The sequence below is a fragment of the Desulfosarcina variabilis str. Montpellier genome, from assembly GCF_048565275.1.
Taxonomy (GTDB): domain Bacteria; phylum Desulfobacterota; class Desulfobacteria; order Desulfobacterales; family Desulfosarcinaceae; genus Desulfosarcina; species Desulfosarcina variabilis.
On sequence record NZ_CP159846.1, the window covers coordinates 7,879,498 to 7,894,539 of the forward strand.

Annotated in this window: 19 protein-coding genes and 1 pseudogene; 6 read left to right on the top strand and 14 right to left on the bottom strand. The window is 50.2% G+C overall.

Features of this window, described 5'->3' with window-relative positions; all coding sequences use genetic code 11:
• Window positions 1-266: 266 nt before the first annotated feature.
• The 8 genes from Dvar_RS35640 to Dvar_RS35675 all read right to left on the bottom strand — a co-directional run bounded on the left by Dvar_RS35640 (window position 267) and on the right by Dvar_RS35675 (window position 6,885).
• The gene (locus tag Dvar_RS35640) at window positions 267-884 is read right to left on the bottom strand and encodes a hypothetical protein (protein ID WP_419658034.1); all 618 of its coding nucleotides are present in this window, start codon (window positions 882-884) and stop codon (window positions 267-269) included.
• A 138-nt stretch (window positions 885-1,022) separates the two neighbouring features.
• Window positions 1,023-1,169 carry a hypothetical protein gene (locus Dvar_RS35645; protein WP_419658036.1) on the bottom strand — a complete coding sequence of 49 codons (147 nt, stop codon included), beginning with the start codon at window positions 1,167-1,169 and terminating at the stop codon, window positions 1,023-1,025.
• Between the two features lie 61 nt (window positions 1,170-1,230).
• On the bottom strand, window positions 1,231-1,791 hold the full coding sequence (locus Dvar_RS35650) for an HPP family protein (protein WP_419658038.1): 561 nt from the start codon (window positions 1,789-1,791) through the stop codon (window positions 1,231-1,233).
• 12 nt (window positions 1,792-1,803) lie between these two features.
• Entirely contained in the window at window positions 1,804-2,244 is a 441-nt protein-coding gene (locus Dvar_RS35655; RefSeq protein WP_419658040.1) for a response regulator, read from the bottom strand.
• Between the two features lie 192 nt (window positions 2,245-2,436).
• On the bottom strand, window positions 2,437-4,017 hold the full coding sequence (locus Dvar_RS35660; protein WP_419664208.1) for an SLC13 family permease: 1,581 nt from the start codon (window positions 4,015-4,017) through the stop codon (window positions 2,437-2,439).
• 123 nt (window positions 4,018-4,140) lie between these two features.
• Window positions 4,141-4,542 (bottom strand): response regulator, encoded by a 402-nt coding sequence (locus Dvar_RS35665; RefSeq protein WP_419658042.1) that lies wholly within the window; start codon window positions 4,540-4,542, stop codon window positions 4,141-4,143.
• 25 nt (window positions 4,543-4,567) lie between these two features.
• Window positions 4,568-4,999 carry a response regulator gene (locus Dvar_RS35670; RefSeq protein WP_419658044.1) on the bottom strand — a complete coding sequence of 144 codons (432 nt, stop codon included), beginning with the start codon at window positions 4,997-4,999 and terminating at the stop codon, window positions 4,568-4,570.
• 68 nt (window positions 5,000-5,067) lie between these two features.
• Complete coding sequence (locus Dvar_RS35675) at window positions 5,068-6,885, bottom strand: sensor histidine kinase (protein WP_419664209.1); 1,818 nt, start codon at window positions 6,883-6,885, stop codon at window positions 5,068-5,070.
• Window positions 6,886-7,163: 278 nt separating this feature from the next.
• On the opposite strand from Dvar_RS35675, the pseudogene Dvar_RS35680 reads away from it, so the two are divergent.
• Window positions 7,164-7,448 (top strand): annotated as a pseudogene (locus Dvar_RS35680) (DUF533 domain-containing protein); the annotation flags it as partial.
• Between the two features lie 29 nt (window positions 7,449-7,477).
• Window positions 7,478-7,570 carry a hypothetical protein gene (locus tag Dvar_RS35685; RefSeq protein WP_419658045.1) on the top strand — a complete coding sequence of 31 codons (93 nt, stop codon included), beginning with the start codon at window positions 7,478-7,480 and terminating at the stop codon, window positions 7,568-7,570.
• A 38-nt stretch (window positions 7,571-7,608) separates the two neighbouring features.
• On the opposite strand, the gene Dvar_RS35690 is transcribed toward Dvar_RS35685, so the two are convergent.
• From Dvar_RS35690 to Dvar_RS35710, 5 genes are all read right to left on the bottom strand, one after another.
• Window positions 7,609-8,151: a hypothetical protein gene (locus Dvar_RS35690; RefSeq protein ID WP_419658047.1), complete on the bottom strand. Its 543-nt coding sequence runs from the start codon at window positions 8,149-8,151 to the stop codon at window positions 7,609-7,611.
• A 66-nt stretch (window positions 8,152-8,217) separates the two neighbouring features.
• Window positions 8,218-8,541, bottom strand: coding sequence for a P-II family nitrogen regulator (locus Dvar_RS35695; protein ID WP_419658048.1), 324 nt, complete (start codon window positions 8,539-8,541; stop codon window positions 8,218-8,220).
• Between the two features lie 117 nt (window positions 8,542-8,658).
• On the bottom strand, window positions 8,659-9,426 hold the full coding sequence (locus Dvar_RS35700; protein WP_419658050.1) for a DUF1538 domain-containing protein: 768 nt from the start codon (window positions 9,424-9,426) through the stop codon (window positions 8,659-8,661).
• Window positions 9,427-9,513: 87 nt separating this feature from the next.
• The gene (locus Dvar_RS35705) at window positions 9,514-10,266 is read right to left on the bottom strand and encodes a DUF1538 family protein (RefSeq protein ID WP_419658052.1); all 753 of its coding nucleotides are present in this window, start codon (window positions 10,264-10,266) and stop codon (window positions 9,514-9,516) included.
• A gap of 441 nt (window positions 10,267-10,707) precedes the next feature.
• Complete coding sequence (locus tag Dvar_RS35710) at window positions 10,708-10,776, bottom strand: Hsp20/alpha crystallin family protein (RefSeq protein ID WP_419664210.1); 69 nt, start codon at window positions 10,774-10,776, stop codon at window positions 10,708-10,710.
• A gap of 51 nt (window positions 10,777-10,827) precedes the next feature.
• On the opposite strand from Dvar_RS35710, the gene Dvar_RS35715 reads away from it, so the two are divergent.
• The 4 genes from Dvar_RS35715 to Dvar_RS35730 all read left to right on the top strand — a co-directional run bounded on the left by Dvar_RS35715 (window position 10,828) and on the right by Dvar_RS35730 (window position 14,012).
• On the top strand, window positions 10,828-10,971 hold the full coding sequence (locus Dvar_RS35715; protein ID WP_419658053.1) for a hypothetical protein: 144 nt from the start codon (window positions 10,828-10,830) through the stop codon (window positions 10,969-10,971).
• A gap of 213 nt (window positions 10,972-11,184) precedes the next feature.
• Window positions 11,185-13,155: a putative DNA modification/repair radical SAM protein gene (locus tag Dvar_RS35720; RefSeq protein ID WP_419658055.1), complete on the top strand. Its 1,971-nt coding sequence runs from the start codon at window positions 11,185-11,187 to the stop codon at window positions 13,153-13,155.
• Between the two features lie 274 nt (window positions 13,156-13,429).
• On the top strand, window positions 13,430-13,681 hold the full coding sequence (locus tag Dvar_RS35725; RefSeq protein WP_419658057.1) for a hypothetical protein: 252 nt from the start codon (window positions 13,430-13,432) through the stop codon (window positions 13,679-13,681).
• A 112-nt stretch (window positions 13,682-13,793) separates the two neighbouring features.
• Window positions 13,794-14,012, top strand: coding sequence for a hypothetical protein (locus tag Dvar_RS35730; RefSeq protein WP_419658059.1), 219 nt, complete (start codon window positions 13,794-13,796; stop codon window positions 14,010-14,012).
• A gap of 339 nt (window positions 14,013-14,351) precedes the next feature.
• Here Dvar_RS35730 and Dvar_RS35735 read toward each other — a convergent pair whose 3' ends face one another.
• On the bottom strand, window positions 14,352-14,591 hold the full coding sequence (locus Dvar_RS35735) for a MoaD/ThiS family protein (protein WP_419658060.1): 240 nt from the start codon (window positions 14,589-14,591) through the stop codon (window positions 14,352-14,354).
• Window positions 14,592-15,042: the final 451 nt, after the last annotated feature.

Genomic DNA, 15,042 nt, shown 5'->3' on the forward strand with positions numbered 1-15,042 from the left:
GTTAATAAGCAATAAAAAGAGTCCCCAATCGATTGCATTTCTCCACAAATTTCTTCTTTTTGGAACCTCATCATAGGAGAACATGTTTCGCATCAGGTTTGGTTCGTCAACATCCTAAAGCGGAGGGGTTGACCCTGTATACGTCATTTGCCAATTTGTTTTCATGCTAATTCCCTCTTTTATTGTTCAATGGTTCACCTATCAGCCATCGGCGTGCTTTATCTTGAAGCTACCCACGGAAGGCTGGAGAATATATGGTGACGATGTCACGCCGGTTCAGGTGGCTTTGTTCGTGACTCAGCTACATTTGGGAAACACCCCGTTTGCATGCCGTCCCATTCTCGGTGGGTAGCCAATTTCTCTAGCAAATCGCTTGGATTATGTCCTTTCTCTGAAAGATACGGATCTACAAAGCTAACCTCAGATAAGATATGCAAAATTTTTGATATGTTTTGACTGGCTGTCTCAATGGCTTCAGAGGTTTTCAGGCCTTGGCGGCGTTGATATTCTATTTTGCTTAAAATCTGATTGTTATTAGTCGCAATATGCTCTGCCATAAGCGCCATAATTTTCTGAAAAGTTTCTACGGTTGTTTCATGTTTTTCATTTTTCACATCCAATTCATGAGCACGCTTTAAGGCCTTTTGCATGGAAAACCATAAAAAACAGGTCAGTATGGAAAACAGAATTTCAGCAATGAGAATCGGTAAAAATGGAAATGAAAAAGCTGACTGAATGAATTTTTTTTCAAAATCAATATTGACCGGCTTTTCAATCAGAAAAACATCTATTCCCACCACACCCAGATGTATTAATAGTCCAAGAAATGATCCGGTTATCAACAGCAAGCTGTATTTTTTAAATACTAAAATCGTAGATTTCATATTCATCCTGGACAGGCTGTAAACTCGGCTGTTTCTTATTCGATGCAGTATTATTAGGCTATACTTACCTTCCGTCTGGAATATTCCGCCTGATCTGGCCGCATAACTTCGGTGTCAGGTAGAGGATCAGACGGGACGTTAGGCAACGAAATTGGCCATGATAAGAATGGAAACGACACCATCAATATCGGCAATTTTTCTTTTTAAAAAAAGAACGTCTTCCGGATGATTCAGGGTGATCAGCACATTCACCGCACCGGCCTTGACGGTAACGTTAATGCTCACACCCTGGAACCGATCATAGGTTTGAACAATGTCTTTAACTCGGTGTTTGAGTACCTTGGCATCAGACTCGAGCCGGAGACATTAGCGGTTGTAAAACTGCTGAAAAGACATCGGTGAGCCTCAGGATACCGACGATTTTGTCATCCCACCGAACCAGTAAGGATTGTTGGTGCCCCATAACCAATAAATGGATGGCCTCATCCAGCCTTGAATCCTCGCTCACACATTCATCTGCAGACAACGTATGCATGAAATCACGGACATGGATATTGGCGGCCTTTTTCCTCAGATCCTCCAACGAGCCGTCAAAAAGGCGATCGTATTCGATCATTGAGTTCAGAAACATGCGGCTGAAATGACGAAATGCCCCTCGTGTATCTTGATTCTGTATCTCTTTGTATTTGGGTTCCAATGCTCGCAACGCATCGATTTGGCTGATTTTCCCTATCGGCTGCGGGTTGGTGTCCAGCACCAGGATCGCCCGATGGCGATATTTGTTCTGACAATAGGTCTCCTGGGCATGATCCAGCGCCTGAATGGCATCCGCCAAGGTTGCATCATTGGAAACCGTTGCATACTCGTCTAACGGAACCATCAGTTCCTTGATTGATACTGTCTGCATAATTCACTCCGATTATATGTTGCCGCCTTTGCGAAGCAGTTGCCTGGCTTCGGCTTTTCTGATGCGTTCGTCCTGTTCGGCCTTTCTTTGTTTGGCCCGATCAAGAATGCTTTTCAGTTCCTCGAAATCGGCGGGTTTCAGGAGATAGTCGAAGGCACCCAGCTTCATGCCTTGTATGGCGGTTTCTGTGGTTCCATGCCCCGTTAGCAGAATGACTTCGATCAGCGGATACCGGGATTTGATCTCTCTTAATGTTTGAATCCCATCCATCCCCGGCATTTTGATATCGAGGATGATCACATCAATGGGGGTATCTTTGAGCGTTTCTAAACACATGTTGCCATCATAGGCCGGTGTAACCTTGTCACCAGCATCCTCGAGCCGCATCGACAGCATTTCCACGAAATCTTTTTCATCGTCGACCAGTAATATGTTTGTGGGAACATGAATCATTGTCACCCTCTCCTCTTTACAAAGATTGATTACTTGAGACCGGGTGCATCACCGCTGAAAAGGAAGTCCTCTTTTCAGCAGCCTTTTGGCCAATGCATTTCGAAACTCGCTTTCGTCATCCACCAGTATCAAGGTGATTTGTTTCAATTGATCCGGGTCCATGTCTGTATCCTCGAAGTTGCAGAAACGGTATTATACGAGTCCCAGAATGTTCCACCATACCACGGCGACGACGATCAGCAAGATCAGCAGAACGGGTGTCGCCACCAATCCGGCGCGGGTGATATCAGCGGCCTTGAACTCCTTGAAACTGTATGCGATTGCATTGGGCGGACAGCCGATGACCAGCAGCATGGCAAAGGACGTGGCGGTTCCCATGCACAAGGCCAGTACCCTGGGATCCACGCCTTCCAGTTGTGCCATCGGAATGACGATGGGTAAAATCAACGCTGCCGCCGCCACATTGGCCATGGCATTGGTAACGAGGGCCCCGAAAATGGCTACACCGGCGAAGAGCAACAACCAGCCACCCCCTTCAACAAGGGGAAAAAACAGATTGGCAAAATAGGTCGCTGCTCCAGACTCCCCCATCGCCAAGCCCAAAGAAATGCCGCCTCCGAATATGAAAAGAGCGGTTCCCCATTCTAAGTTTTCATGGACGTCATCCCATTTCAAAATTCCGGCAAGTACGAGTGCAGCCACACCCAACATACCGGTCACCGAGTAGTGCAGCCCATGAAATTCCTTGGTCAGCCACAATATGAAGCTACTCACAATGATAATGAGTGTCACGATCTCATTCTTTGACCACGGTGGAACCTCGTCATCAAATTTTGGCAATCTTATCGCGGGATCGGGGCGAAAGACAAGGTAGACCACTCCCACTGCAGCCGGTACGGTAACGATGGCCATGGGCATCGCATACTTGATCCAGTCCATGAAGGATATCTCAATACCGGTGAACTCCTTTAAAAAAGCCGCGGAAACCATCGTTCGACCACCGCCAACCAGCGTGCCCATGCCACCGCATGAACAAGCGAATGCCAATGAAATCAACATAAACTTGGCTGTACGCGAGTGGGGTTCGATACCGGCGCTTCGCATGAGTGGCAGCATGGTAACGATACCGATGGACACCGCCGCCGCGTCATGCATGAAAGAGGAGGCCAGCCCCAGTCCCACGCTGATGATGAAGGTAAATTTCGTCACGCTGGTGCCCGCCTTGGCCACAATGAAGTGTCCCAGCCGTTTCGTAATTCCCGCCTTATCCAGCGCGATGGCGAAAATCAGGCAGCACATGATGAAGACCACGACCGGATGCATGTAGGGCGCCCACGCGGTTTTGACATCTACGATTTGCATCACAGCCAGAAGAACACCGATCAAAATGGCAGTAATCTCCAACGGAATGGGCTCAAACATAAACAAGAAAATCAGCACCGCCAATATCGCCAGAAATCGTTGTGCCTTCGGTGAAAGTCCGTCCTGATGCACCACCTCTATGTCGCTGTTTGGATGATTGGACGCCTGCTGTTTCAGGTACGTGCCCAACGGTTCCGGTTGTTGGTCTACTGTGGCGCGTACGGTATAAGCGTCGGGATTGGAACCAGCATTGGATATGATTTCAAATCGGTCACTAACCTTTTGGAAAAAAGAGCGATCAATGTCGCCTACGATCTTGAACGTCGTCCCGTCGGGCCTGGGTAGCACCAAGATGATAGCGCCCAATAAAATCGATATACAGAGCTGAAGCCCTCTATGTTTAAGGATCATCGTCATCTATTCATCTCCGCTCAATTGTCATTTTTACAGAAGTTGCACAAATCGCGCAGCCACCTTCATTGATTGGCGGTATGCCTATACAAAAACGTTTTTCGGCTTCACCCATGCCACCGGTCATAGCATGGGTCGTTTCTCGTACGCTTCCATGATTTTCGGGATTAACGCATTCAATTCACACGGTTTTGTCAGGTAATCGTAGGCACCTTGGCGAATCCCTTCCTGAGCTGCCTCCGCAGAGCCGTGTCCGGTGAGCATAATCACAACCATTTCAGGGGCCATTTTTTTTAGGACTTTAAGGACTTCTATACCGTCCATGTCAGCCATTTTTAAATCCAAAATGGCGACATCAAAACTGCGCTGGCGCAGAATCTGAAGCGCTTCAGAACCGCTGTTGGCCTTACCAACGTCGAATCCACGCTTTGAAAGCCTATTGGACAATACGTTTACGTAATCACGTTCGTCATCAATTAGCAGCAATCTTACTGGTGAATTCCGGGTATCCTCAACGGTCAGCATCCTATTCCCCTATTTTGTCGTTTACTTAGGGCCGACGCAAGGTAATCGCTTGCATCCGGGCTTCCATTATTTTCTCTTCCTGGTCCCGTTTGCGTTTGGCCGCTTCATTTACTTTCGCAATCAATTGGTCCATATCGCAGGGTTTCATAAGGTAATCGAAAGCGCCCATTTTCATTCCTTCGATTCCGCTTTCAACTGTGGCATGACCGGTGAGCATAATCACTTCAATTAGCGGAAACTTGCTTTTAATCTCTTTGAGAGCAGTCATTCCATCCATGTTTGGCATTTTAATATCCAGAATGACCACTTCGACACCCCTGTTCTCCTCCAAGCAAGATAATGCTTCAAAACCGTCATGGGCTGGAATAACCTCAATTTCTCGCTTTTTCAGACGTTTTGTCATGGTATCGACAAAAGGTTTTTCATCGTCTACCAAAAGAATCTTAATCGTGTTCATATTCGCTACCTCCGTGTCTACCGGACATGACCGGCGTCTTAGGTGGACCACCCACCGGTTGGTAATCGCTACCCTTCTAACTGCTGCGTATTCGAGTTTACTGACGCTTTTTGAGCTTCATTATTGTCAAAATCTATCTTGGGCGATGCGGATGCTTGTTTAATGGGAAAGCGGATCTCAAATGTCGCTCCTTCACCCTTTGTACTGTGGACGTTAATGTCCCCGCCGATTTTATTGATGATCCCGTAACAGATAGAAAGTCCCAAGCCCGTTCCTTTGCCGACGGGTTTGGTTGTGTAAAACGGATCGAACACGCGTGCTATATTGGCGTCCGCAATTCCCGGTCCGTCATCGCTTACGGTGATGATGATATGGTTAACGGTTTGTTTGGCGCCCAGCGTAATGATTCCTCCGGTTTTTTCCATCGCATCCAGTGCGTTGTTCACAAGGTTCAGGAAGACCTGCTGCATTTCGGTTTCGGATGCTGGAATCGGTGGCAGGTTTTCTTCGAAATCGGTTTTGATCTCGACATTGCTGTACTTTGCTCTCTGGGATGAAAGATGGGCAATTTCTGCAAGCAGGGTCGCCACCGATATTTCAACTATCCGCGAGTCGGTTTTACGGGCGAAACTCAATAGTTTGTGCGTAATTTCCTTACACCGCCGGCCCTGGGTTTTTATTTGAGACAATGCACGATAGAATTCCTCTTCGTTCTTACTTCCATTAAGTTCCTCATCCTCCAGAAGATCTTCGATCCAGCCGGCCTCTTCGATCATGATGGCAATTGGATTATTGATCTCATGGGCGATACCGGCAGCCAATTCTCCGACTGATGCCAGCTTGCCGGTTTCAATAACCTGCTGAGACATCATTTCCTTATTTCTAAGCGCCTGTTCTTTTTCCATATCAGCTTGCGAGATACGGTTAACAAGACGATTTGAAAGGATCAGGCTTGCGGCGATAATGCCAAGGCCACCAATCATAATGAAAAACAACACAATTCTCTGGGTTTTCTTCAATTCTGAAAAGGCATCCGACGCATCCTGTTGAATCACCAGAATCCAATCACCATTTTTCAGGGTGGTCATGGCATATATGATTTCGTTTCCACCGGGTGTGCGTTTCCTGGTTATCATGTTCGATTGATTGACGATCCTGCTGTCTTCAAAGAGACCAACCCATTCATCAGTATTGATGTCGGCGAAGGGGTTGGTCTGAAACTGGCCGTTTGTATTAAGAATGAAAGCGAATCCAGTTTTACCGATGCGTAGAAATTCAACCAGATCATTGAACTCTCTAAAATCTATGGTTGCTCTGAGAATCCATGGCCTGCCATCGCGTTCTTGGCGCACCGATACGATAAAATGAGGCGCCCCACGCATCCCCTTGAACACGTCACTGATGAAAAACGGGCTGCTGATCGCCTCTTCGAACCACTTGGCACTGGAATAGTTCACTCCGGTAAGCTCCAGCGGACCTGCATAGGCAATTTGGTAACCCTGATGATCCACAACCCCCAAATCAACGAATGAACGATCAAAGGCTCGCTGCAGTTCATTGAACCGTTGATTCAGGATGGCTTGATCAGTCAAATCCTCAAACCGGTTTGTCCTTGCTAAAAGGCGAATGTCCATTAACTTTTCTTCCAGAAAGATATCGATGCTGCGTTTGTGCTTTCGGGTCAGGACGTCGAAATGATCATAGACTTTTTGTTCATAGGAAACGCGAAATGCATCCAGGATAAAGATACTGATCACTACAGTGGGTGTAATTGACGTTAATAATATTGTGAGAACAATATTTCGCATAAGCGATCTGTAATAACTGCTTCTTTGTATCTCGGTATTCATTCCTAAGACTATTCCCAAAATTTGTCGGCACATCATCAATTCAACTTTTAATCGTTCAGTGGAGCAGTATTTGTGCCACATCAATTATTGACAATCTCATGTGCCATTTGACTGAATATCTATTTGTTTTTATATTTTAATACTGTTTTTACGAAATACATTGACAAATCGTTGTTTCATCATGTCGAGTGATGGAGATCGGGGAAGTTGGCCTCGGCGGGGCGAAACGCCCCAGGGCAAAGTGGATGTCTAAAGGCTAAATGGTTCGCGCAATGATTGCAGCGGCACGCTCGGATTGACGGCTCGATGCGAAGAAAAGCCAGGCCATATTCCAACGCATCGAAACGTTGGGGCTCGATCCCGATAGCCAATCCCTCATAGTAGCGGAAATGGGCCGTCCGGTTGATATGGATGCAATCGTCAACAGTGCGACTAGTCCCGAAGTGGCAGCCGAAATCTATATTGCGTCATTGCTTGCGATTGATATGGACACGCCGGCCGAGCAGTCGTATTTGGCTATGCTCGCCGCCCGTCTGAATATTCCGCCTGATCTGGCCGCAGAACTTCGGCGTCAGGTAGAGGCTCAGGCGGGAAGTTAGTCAACGAAATTCACCAGACCATGATTACCATGGAAAAATCCAGTGTGGTATACGAACTCTTTATGCAATCCCGCAATAAAGCCGTTGACGAACATAAAGAAACGATTCGCGCACCTATCTGATTAAGTGAACACGATGGGTCTTGATGGTGATGCGCTGATCATTGCCGGCTACCCTTGGTAATAGAATTGACACATCGCACTTGCTTTGCAAATTTTGTTGAGTCGCCGGAAACCGGTTTTAGTTTGGAAGCATCTTCCGGGGTAAGTATCGTCGCCATGGCTGGGACTTCCCTATCAGCCTTTATCGAAACCCATTCGACCAAAGCTTGGTGCTGAACGACAACCCCTTTTTCCAAATAGGCCTTGAAAACCAGGCTCTTAAAACCGATAAAACAGTTTTCCCCCACATCACAAGGACCAATGATCACAGTTTCGTGTGCCAATGTGGCCCCCTTTCCGATACGAACCAAAGTTCCGTTCAATGCGTGAATGATGACGCTGTCTTGGATGTGCACATCTGGTTCAACAACGATTCCTTCGAAATTTCCTTCAAGACAGGGTTCGTCGGCGCGTATCACGGCATTGGGCCCAATATAAACGTTCTCGCCAATATAAACGTTGCCAATGATCTTGGCCGACTCATTGATAGTAGCCGAATCCGCCACTGTGGGCTTCATTCCGGCAGGATTTTTATAGAGCATCAATATACCTCCACATAGTGCGTTACAGGCCTTTTGCGTACTTTGCCATGACCCCAAAAAGGTCAACTATTGCTCATTGGTCATCTGGCTTTCGATGCCGATGGCCGATTCTACACCGAGCACAAAAGCAATTCCGGTACCGGGTTCTTGAAATCGACCGGCTTTGTGAATGGCCGACAGCACCGGTGCAACCCCATCCTCACTGACAAGAAACAGCACCACCTCAGTGCGAATGTCGAGGCTCAATCCAAAAAACGTCTTGGCTTCTCGCGCACCGGTACCTGCTGCGTCGATGATGGTGGCCCCTGTTGCGCCGGCTCCTTTCGCCGAGTCGACGACCTTGTCGGTGAGATTTGGTTTGACCATGGCTACGATGCATTTAAAGGCCACGTTTGTCCTCCTCTGTGAATCAATTTCCGCAAGATACACGATAACATTACATTTCCATTGGGCGTTGCCAACCGGTTGCTTTTGGCGGTGCACTTTACCTCGTTTTATCAGGCCCCATCATGAGAAATCATTCCATCGGTCTTTCCTCCGGGCCATCCAATGGGCAAACTGTGCGTAGCCCAGTACGCTTATGATGGGAAACAGGCTGGCAAAGGCAATCAGGCCAAAGCCGTCCAGAACCGGACTGCGGTCCGGTACGTTGGAGGCGATCCCCAACCCCAACGCGGTCACCAGCGGAACCGTAACCGTGGACGTGGTGACGCCCCCCGAATCGTAGGCCAGTGGAACGATGACCTTCGGAGCAACCACGGTTTGAATGGCCACCACAGAATAACCGACAAGAATGTAAAGATAAAGCGGTGTGCCGGTGACAATGCGAAACGTGCCCAGGGAAATACCGACGGCGACACCCAGGGCCACGGCGACACGCAGACCGATGGCCGACACGGTTCTTTTGGATGCCTCCTGGGCTTTGTTGGCTACGGCGATCAGGGAGGGTTCGGCAATGGTGGTGGAAAACCCCACCAGGAATGCAAAGAGATACACCCACCCGTAAGCCGTCCAGGACACCGCGCTGACGAAACCCGCATTTTCGGTGAGCATTTTGGCCATGCTTCGTCCCACGGGGAAAAGCGCCAGATCGAGGCCGCCCAGAAAACAAGCCATCCCAACGAGGACCAGAAAAAAACCGAAGACAATGCGCCTGGGCCGGGGGATTGGCTGGCGAAGCACGACCATCTGAAAAAAGACCAGGAGCGCCAGCACCGGCACCACGTCTTTGGCGGTGGCAAGAAGCAGTCGAACCGGATTGAAAAGTATTTCCATGGTATCGTCATCTCCCGATGTGGCGGGTGGCCTTTTCGAATGGCGGTATTTGCGCCTTCAACCTGGGACCCTTTTCGACCCATCCGATCAGTGCATGACCAGGCCATAAACCATAACAAAAATCATCGGCGTCAGCGACGCCAGAGCGATGAGGCCGAATCCGTCCGTCAACGGGTCCCGACCTCGTATGGTGCGGGCGAGTCCCACGCCCAAAGCGGTCACAAGGGGCACGGTCACCGTCGAGGTCGTCACCCCACCGAGATCGTAGGCCAGTCCGATGATCTCTTTCGGGGCGAAAAGGGTCATCAGCATGACCATGCCGTAACCGCCTAAAATGAAATACGGCAGGGGCCACCCACGAAGGATTCGTAAAACACCGATGACGATCGCTGCGCCCACTGAGACAGCCACCGTCAAGCGGACACCCAGTGCGTATCCCGTAATGGATGCCTGGGTGCGGGGAATGAGTCCGGCATCCGACACGGCGAGTGCACCCTCGCGGGTAATGGCGATCAACGCTGGCTCGGCCACTGTTGTTCCTGATCCCAGCATAAAGGAAAACACCAGCAGCCAAGTAAGGCTTCCTTTTCGGGCAAACTCTTCGGCAAGCGCCTCACCCAAAGGGAAAAGGCCGATATCCAACCCAACGACGAAGAGGGCCAGCCCCACGACAACCAGCCCAAGCCCCATTGCAATAGAAAAAAACGCTGGAAAGGGCTGACGCAGGATTATCACCTGGAACACGGCGATGACGACCACAATCGGTGCAAGGTCACGGCAAGATCCCAGAATCGCTATGCCCAGCGCAGTAATGGTTTGCTTTATCATGGACACCGGCATATGGAAAAACCTCTCATCGATGAGGCGGCAGTGGACGACCCCATGGTGGCATCATGCCTATGTAAGACATCTACGTGAAAGGTGCCGCACGCCTTCGAGACAATTACCGGCATTATCTTTTCCTCCCTGCCATGGCAGCATCATTCTGGTGGTGTTTTAAACAATTGTTATTCAAAAATACTTTCATTATCCATGATTTCGGCAATTTATTCACCTTCGAATTGGTATCCTGTCGTCAATTCTGACCTATGAAATTATCAATGACAAGCGCTCCGAGTGGGCATGAATAACGAAAGCGTTGGGTATGATTTTATGAGCATAACAGTTTGATTGGGAAATGCAAGATGTCGGGGAATGGGATTTCATCATGGTCAATACACAACACAATAATGCATCTGAGCTTTCGGGATCATCTTCATCCTTGTCTTCAAAGGCCTTGACTTATCCCGTAACGCTCAGCACGTTGTCGTTCAGATCGATGGTGATATCATCGGAAGCCACACCGGGCATGTCGGCCAGCAGGGTAATCTGCTTGCATTCTCAAAGATATCCACGTCCGGAGTGAATACCACGCCGGGACGCGTCTGTTCTGTGGGAATCAAGCAAAAATCACTGTTCGATTACCTCATGGAAGACAAGGATGCCCTGCACGCGATTGTGGAATCGCGGCCGACGGATAGCGCGTACATGGCGCAATTCATCTGACCGGATAATGAGGACGGCTTCCCGATGCCAACAATGCCTCCTGAGCCAGAGGCGTCAATTCGATCTGATGTGTCGGCCGGTTTTTTGGCTTGATCGGTATTGGCTTGACGGATGATGCGGGTTCGCATTATTCATGTTTTATCAAAATTGCCGCCCGGCTTTGCGATGCCAGGATGATGGTTGTGATCCAATTCCAACCCTCAGGACGAGACGATGCGAATTGAAGCCAAGCTGACCATACTGGCCAATGCGGCCAAATACGATGCGTCCTGTGCGTCCAGTGGCAGCCGGCGGCGCAACAGCGGAAGGAAACTGGGGCATGCCGCCGCCTCGGGCATCTGCCACAGCTACACCGAAGACGGCCGCTGCGTCTCCTTGCTGAAGATTCTGTACACGAATGCCTGTATCTACGATTGCGCCTATTGCGTTAACCGCAGCAGCAACGACATCCCCCGCGCCATGTTCACCCCCCGAGAAATTGTCGACCTGACGATCGACTTCTACCGTCGCAACTACATCGAGGGCCTCTTTCTGAGTTCGGGCGTCATGCGCAGTCCCGACGATACCATGGAGCGTCTGGTCCGAACCGCCCAAGGGCTTCGAAAGCAGGGATTCAACGGCTATATTCATCTCAAATGCGTCCCCTTTGCCAGTCGCCGATTGATTCGGGCGGCCGGACGGCATGCCGATCGACTGAGCGTCAATATCGAGCTTCCCACCGAAACCAGCCTCAAGCGCCTCACCGGGCAAAAGACTTTCGCGGCCGTACTGACCCCCATGGATGTCATCCGAGAAACCATCGCCGAGACCCGCGAAGACCGCAAGCGGCTGCGTCACGTACCCGCTTTTGCCCCCGCCGGCCAGAGCACCCAGCTGATCGTCGGCGCCAGTCCGGAGTCCGATTTCGAGGTGCTGGCCTTGGCGGATCGGCTGTACCGGCAACAGTCTCTGAAGCGGGTCTACTATTCGGCCTACGTTCCGGTCTACCCCCCTGGCGGTCGTCTGCCGGATGTGAATCAACCGCCCCTGCAACGGGAGAATCGGCTCTATCAGGCCGACTGGCTGATGCGGTTGTACGGCTTTTCCATGGATGAGGTGATCAGCCGGTCATCGCCCTGGCTGGAGCTGGACATCGATCCCAAACAGGCCTTTGCCCGACAGCACCCGGAACTGTTTCCGGTGGACATCAATACCGCCGACCGGGAGATGATATTGCGGACACCGGGCATCGGCCTGAAAACGGCCCATCGAATCGTTGGCTTACGCAAAAAGGGACGGCTTCGATTCGAACACCTCAAACAGCTGGGCGCCGTGGTTTCTCGCGCCAAGCCCTTCATCCGCTGCGACGGCATGGAAACGACCCAGTGGACGGGGCCCCCAACGCGCCACCGGCCGAAGGCTGCAGCGCCTTCCCGCCGCACGGTATTCGAAACCGATGGCAGTTTTGAGGGGCTTTTGACCGCCGTCTTTCATGCTTACGCGACGTCTCTGATACCCGATGCGATCGCATCGACCGGCAACGGTCAGCGGGGCCTGTTCGACGACTGCGTACGAATCGACACCGACCCGGCGAGTGCCGGCCGTGTGTGGCGTGGGCTGAAGCGACATCTGGGCGCCAGCCAGCGGCAACGGCTGGTCCAGGCCCATCTCTCGGAACATGCCGACGTGGAAACGCTGATTATGCGGCGTATCGCAGAGGCCATTCCCGGCCGCCGAGGCCTCGCGCCATCAGTCGATCTGACGGTGGGCATCCGCATCGATCAACTCAGCCAGAAGGTTCGCCGCGAGGCCCATCGGATGAAAGGTTTCATTCGCTTCCAGAAGGCCGGCGACGATTCCTACCTGGCGCTGATCGCACCCCGCTATGATGTGCTGCCTTTGATTCGGCGCCACTTCGAAATCCGCTACGCCGACCAGGATTGGATCATTTACGATACGGCCAGAAAATACGGTCTTGGATACCATCGGCAGACGACGAGAGAAATTCGCTGGGACGGCCCGGTGCCGGACGCAATCGAGTTGGAAGCCGATGAACAGGAAATGGACTGCCAGGCATTATGGCAGCGCTACTTTGCCGCCGCTACAATCCGATCCCGAAACAATCCCCGGTTGCACCGCCGGCAGCTGCCGCGCCGCTATTGGCGATATCTTACCGAAAAGAATCCCAAGGGCAAGACCCCATGACCGCTTCCGCGACCGTTGAACCGCCACTCGTGAAATGGTAGGTATAGACTGCTACAATACAATTAGCCGCCCATCGTTGTATCTCCCTCCTGATGTCTTAAATTAATGGTGCGTATGTTGATCTATGGGCCAGAAACCGGAATTAATGGTGCATTGGCCGATTTCCAAGTTTGCATACTGGAAAGCTCCCGATGACATCTGTTTCAGCATGGCAGCAAGAATGAACGGGTCTCTATGCCGATGAAAAGGGTTAAAATTTAGAGGAATAAAGACAATGAACAACGGGATTCACAAGATTCGCGTCATCAAAGAAAAAGAGAAAATCAGGCAGGTCACGCATTGGGACTTGGACTATCTGCCGATCGATGAGGTACAGGATCTCTATGAACGCAAAACAGTCAACGGACGACAAAAAGAAAAAACCAGACATGCATCCGGAGAAAGCAATCAGAAACTGTCCTTGCTTCTGATCATGATCGGACTTTTTCTATTGGCCGCATCTCTCTACGTTGCCTCTTTGACTTGACGCTGACGATTAAAAGTCCATCAACCGTTCCCCAGGGATTGACTGTTCGCGATGATAAAATTCAAGACCGGCTTAGACAAAGCAAATTGACGATACCAATGGGAGGTTAAACATGAACAAAATAAATTGCATAACTGAAAAATACTCCAGCCGTGTGATCGGCCTGATCATGCTGCCACTGGCCCTGGCGCTCGGCTTTCTGGGGTTTCTGATTGTTCCTGTTGTGGGGCTCATCTTTTCCGTGCCCCTGTTTATTCTCGCATTCACATTCATTGCGGCACCTGAAAGCAAGGTATGCCGGATGATACTGAAGAAGGATTCCGAAACGTAATTCTTAGCGTTCTTTTCTCCAGCCAGCTTCGCTCGAAAACGCAGAAGGGGTTTGTTTCTGATCCGATGATTAGATCGTTCGTATCGGCGATACCCCTTTTTGCTTTTGGGCGAAGCCCACGCCATTCAATCGACAAGATTCATACGACCAAAAACCTTCATCCCTATACCGTCGGGGTGTTATCAGCCTGTGGCGCCGTGACTCTGCGACATATTGCCAATCGTTGGGACCGTTCGCAAATGACAAACGGTCCTTCACCCTAACGTTTCACAACGGCCCAACGACGATCGATTGACCAGTGACAGCACCCAACCACCGGTATTGGCATACGAAACCGATCTACATGCCTCCGGTGGGTGGCACGAACGCGACGCGATCCCCCTCGGAGAGTGTTGAATCCAAGCTGGCGTGCTTCCCGTTGACGAATACCACGGAGACATCCTTCTCGGAGATCGAAATCTGTTGGGCGAGTTGGTCGACCCTGGCCGCATCCTTTTCCATTGATATCATTCTTGACCGATCATACCGGCAATGATCACCATCTGCCAGTGTAGAAAAACATTTTACTGTGACTTTCATTTTACACCTCACCTGTTGATTCTGAAGAGTTATACCATCTTTGTGTTTTCTCCCCACCATTGATCCCATTGATCATTTTGTTTTCTCAACCGCACCACAACAGACACAGCCATTTACGGCTGACCTGCTTCGGTCCCGGTTGGCTTTTTTGTTTCTCATCAATATATAGTTGGCAGTTTTCGCGGACAAACAATACGAGCAAGTTGACCGTATGTTGGCAGGACAAAACTCCCCATCCAGAATCGACGCACCAAGAGTCTTTTGGGCATTCAGTAATAGGCCGAACCTACCGCCCAGCATTCTATCCACTTTAAATATGCTATCAATACAGGTACCTATCGACTCCCTCAATCACGACACCACTGGCATGAACCCGATCACGGCGGCTTGCAGATCCGGAACACGGTGTATAGCATGGGAGTACAAACAACGGAAAAACCTGACTTCCAGT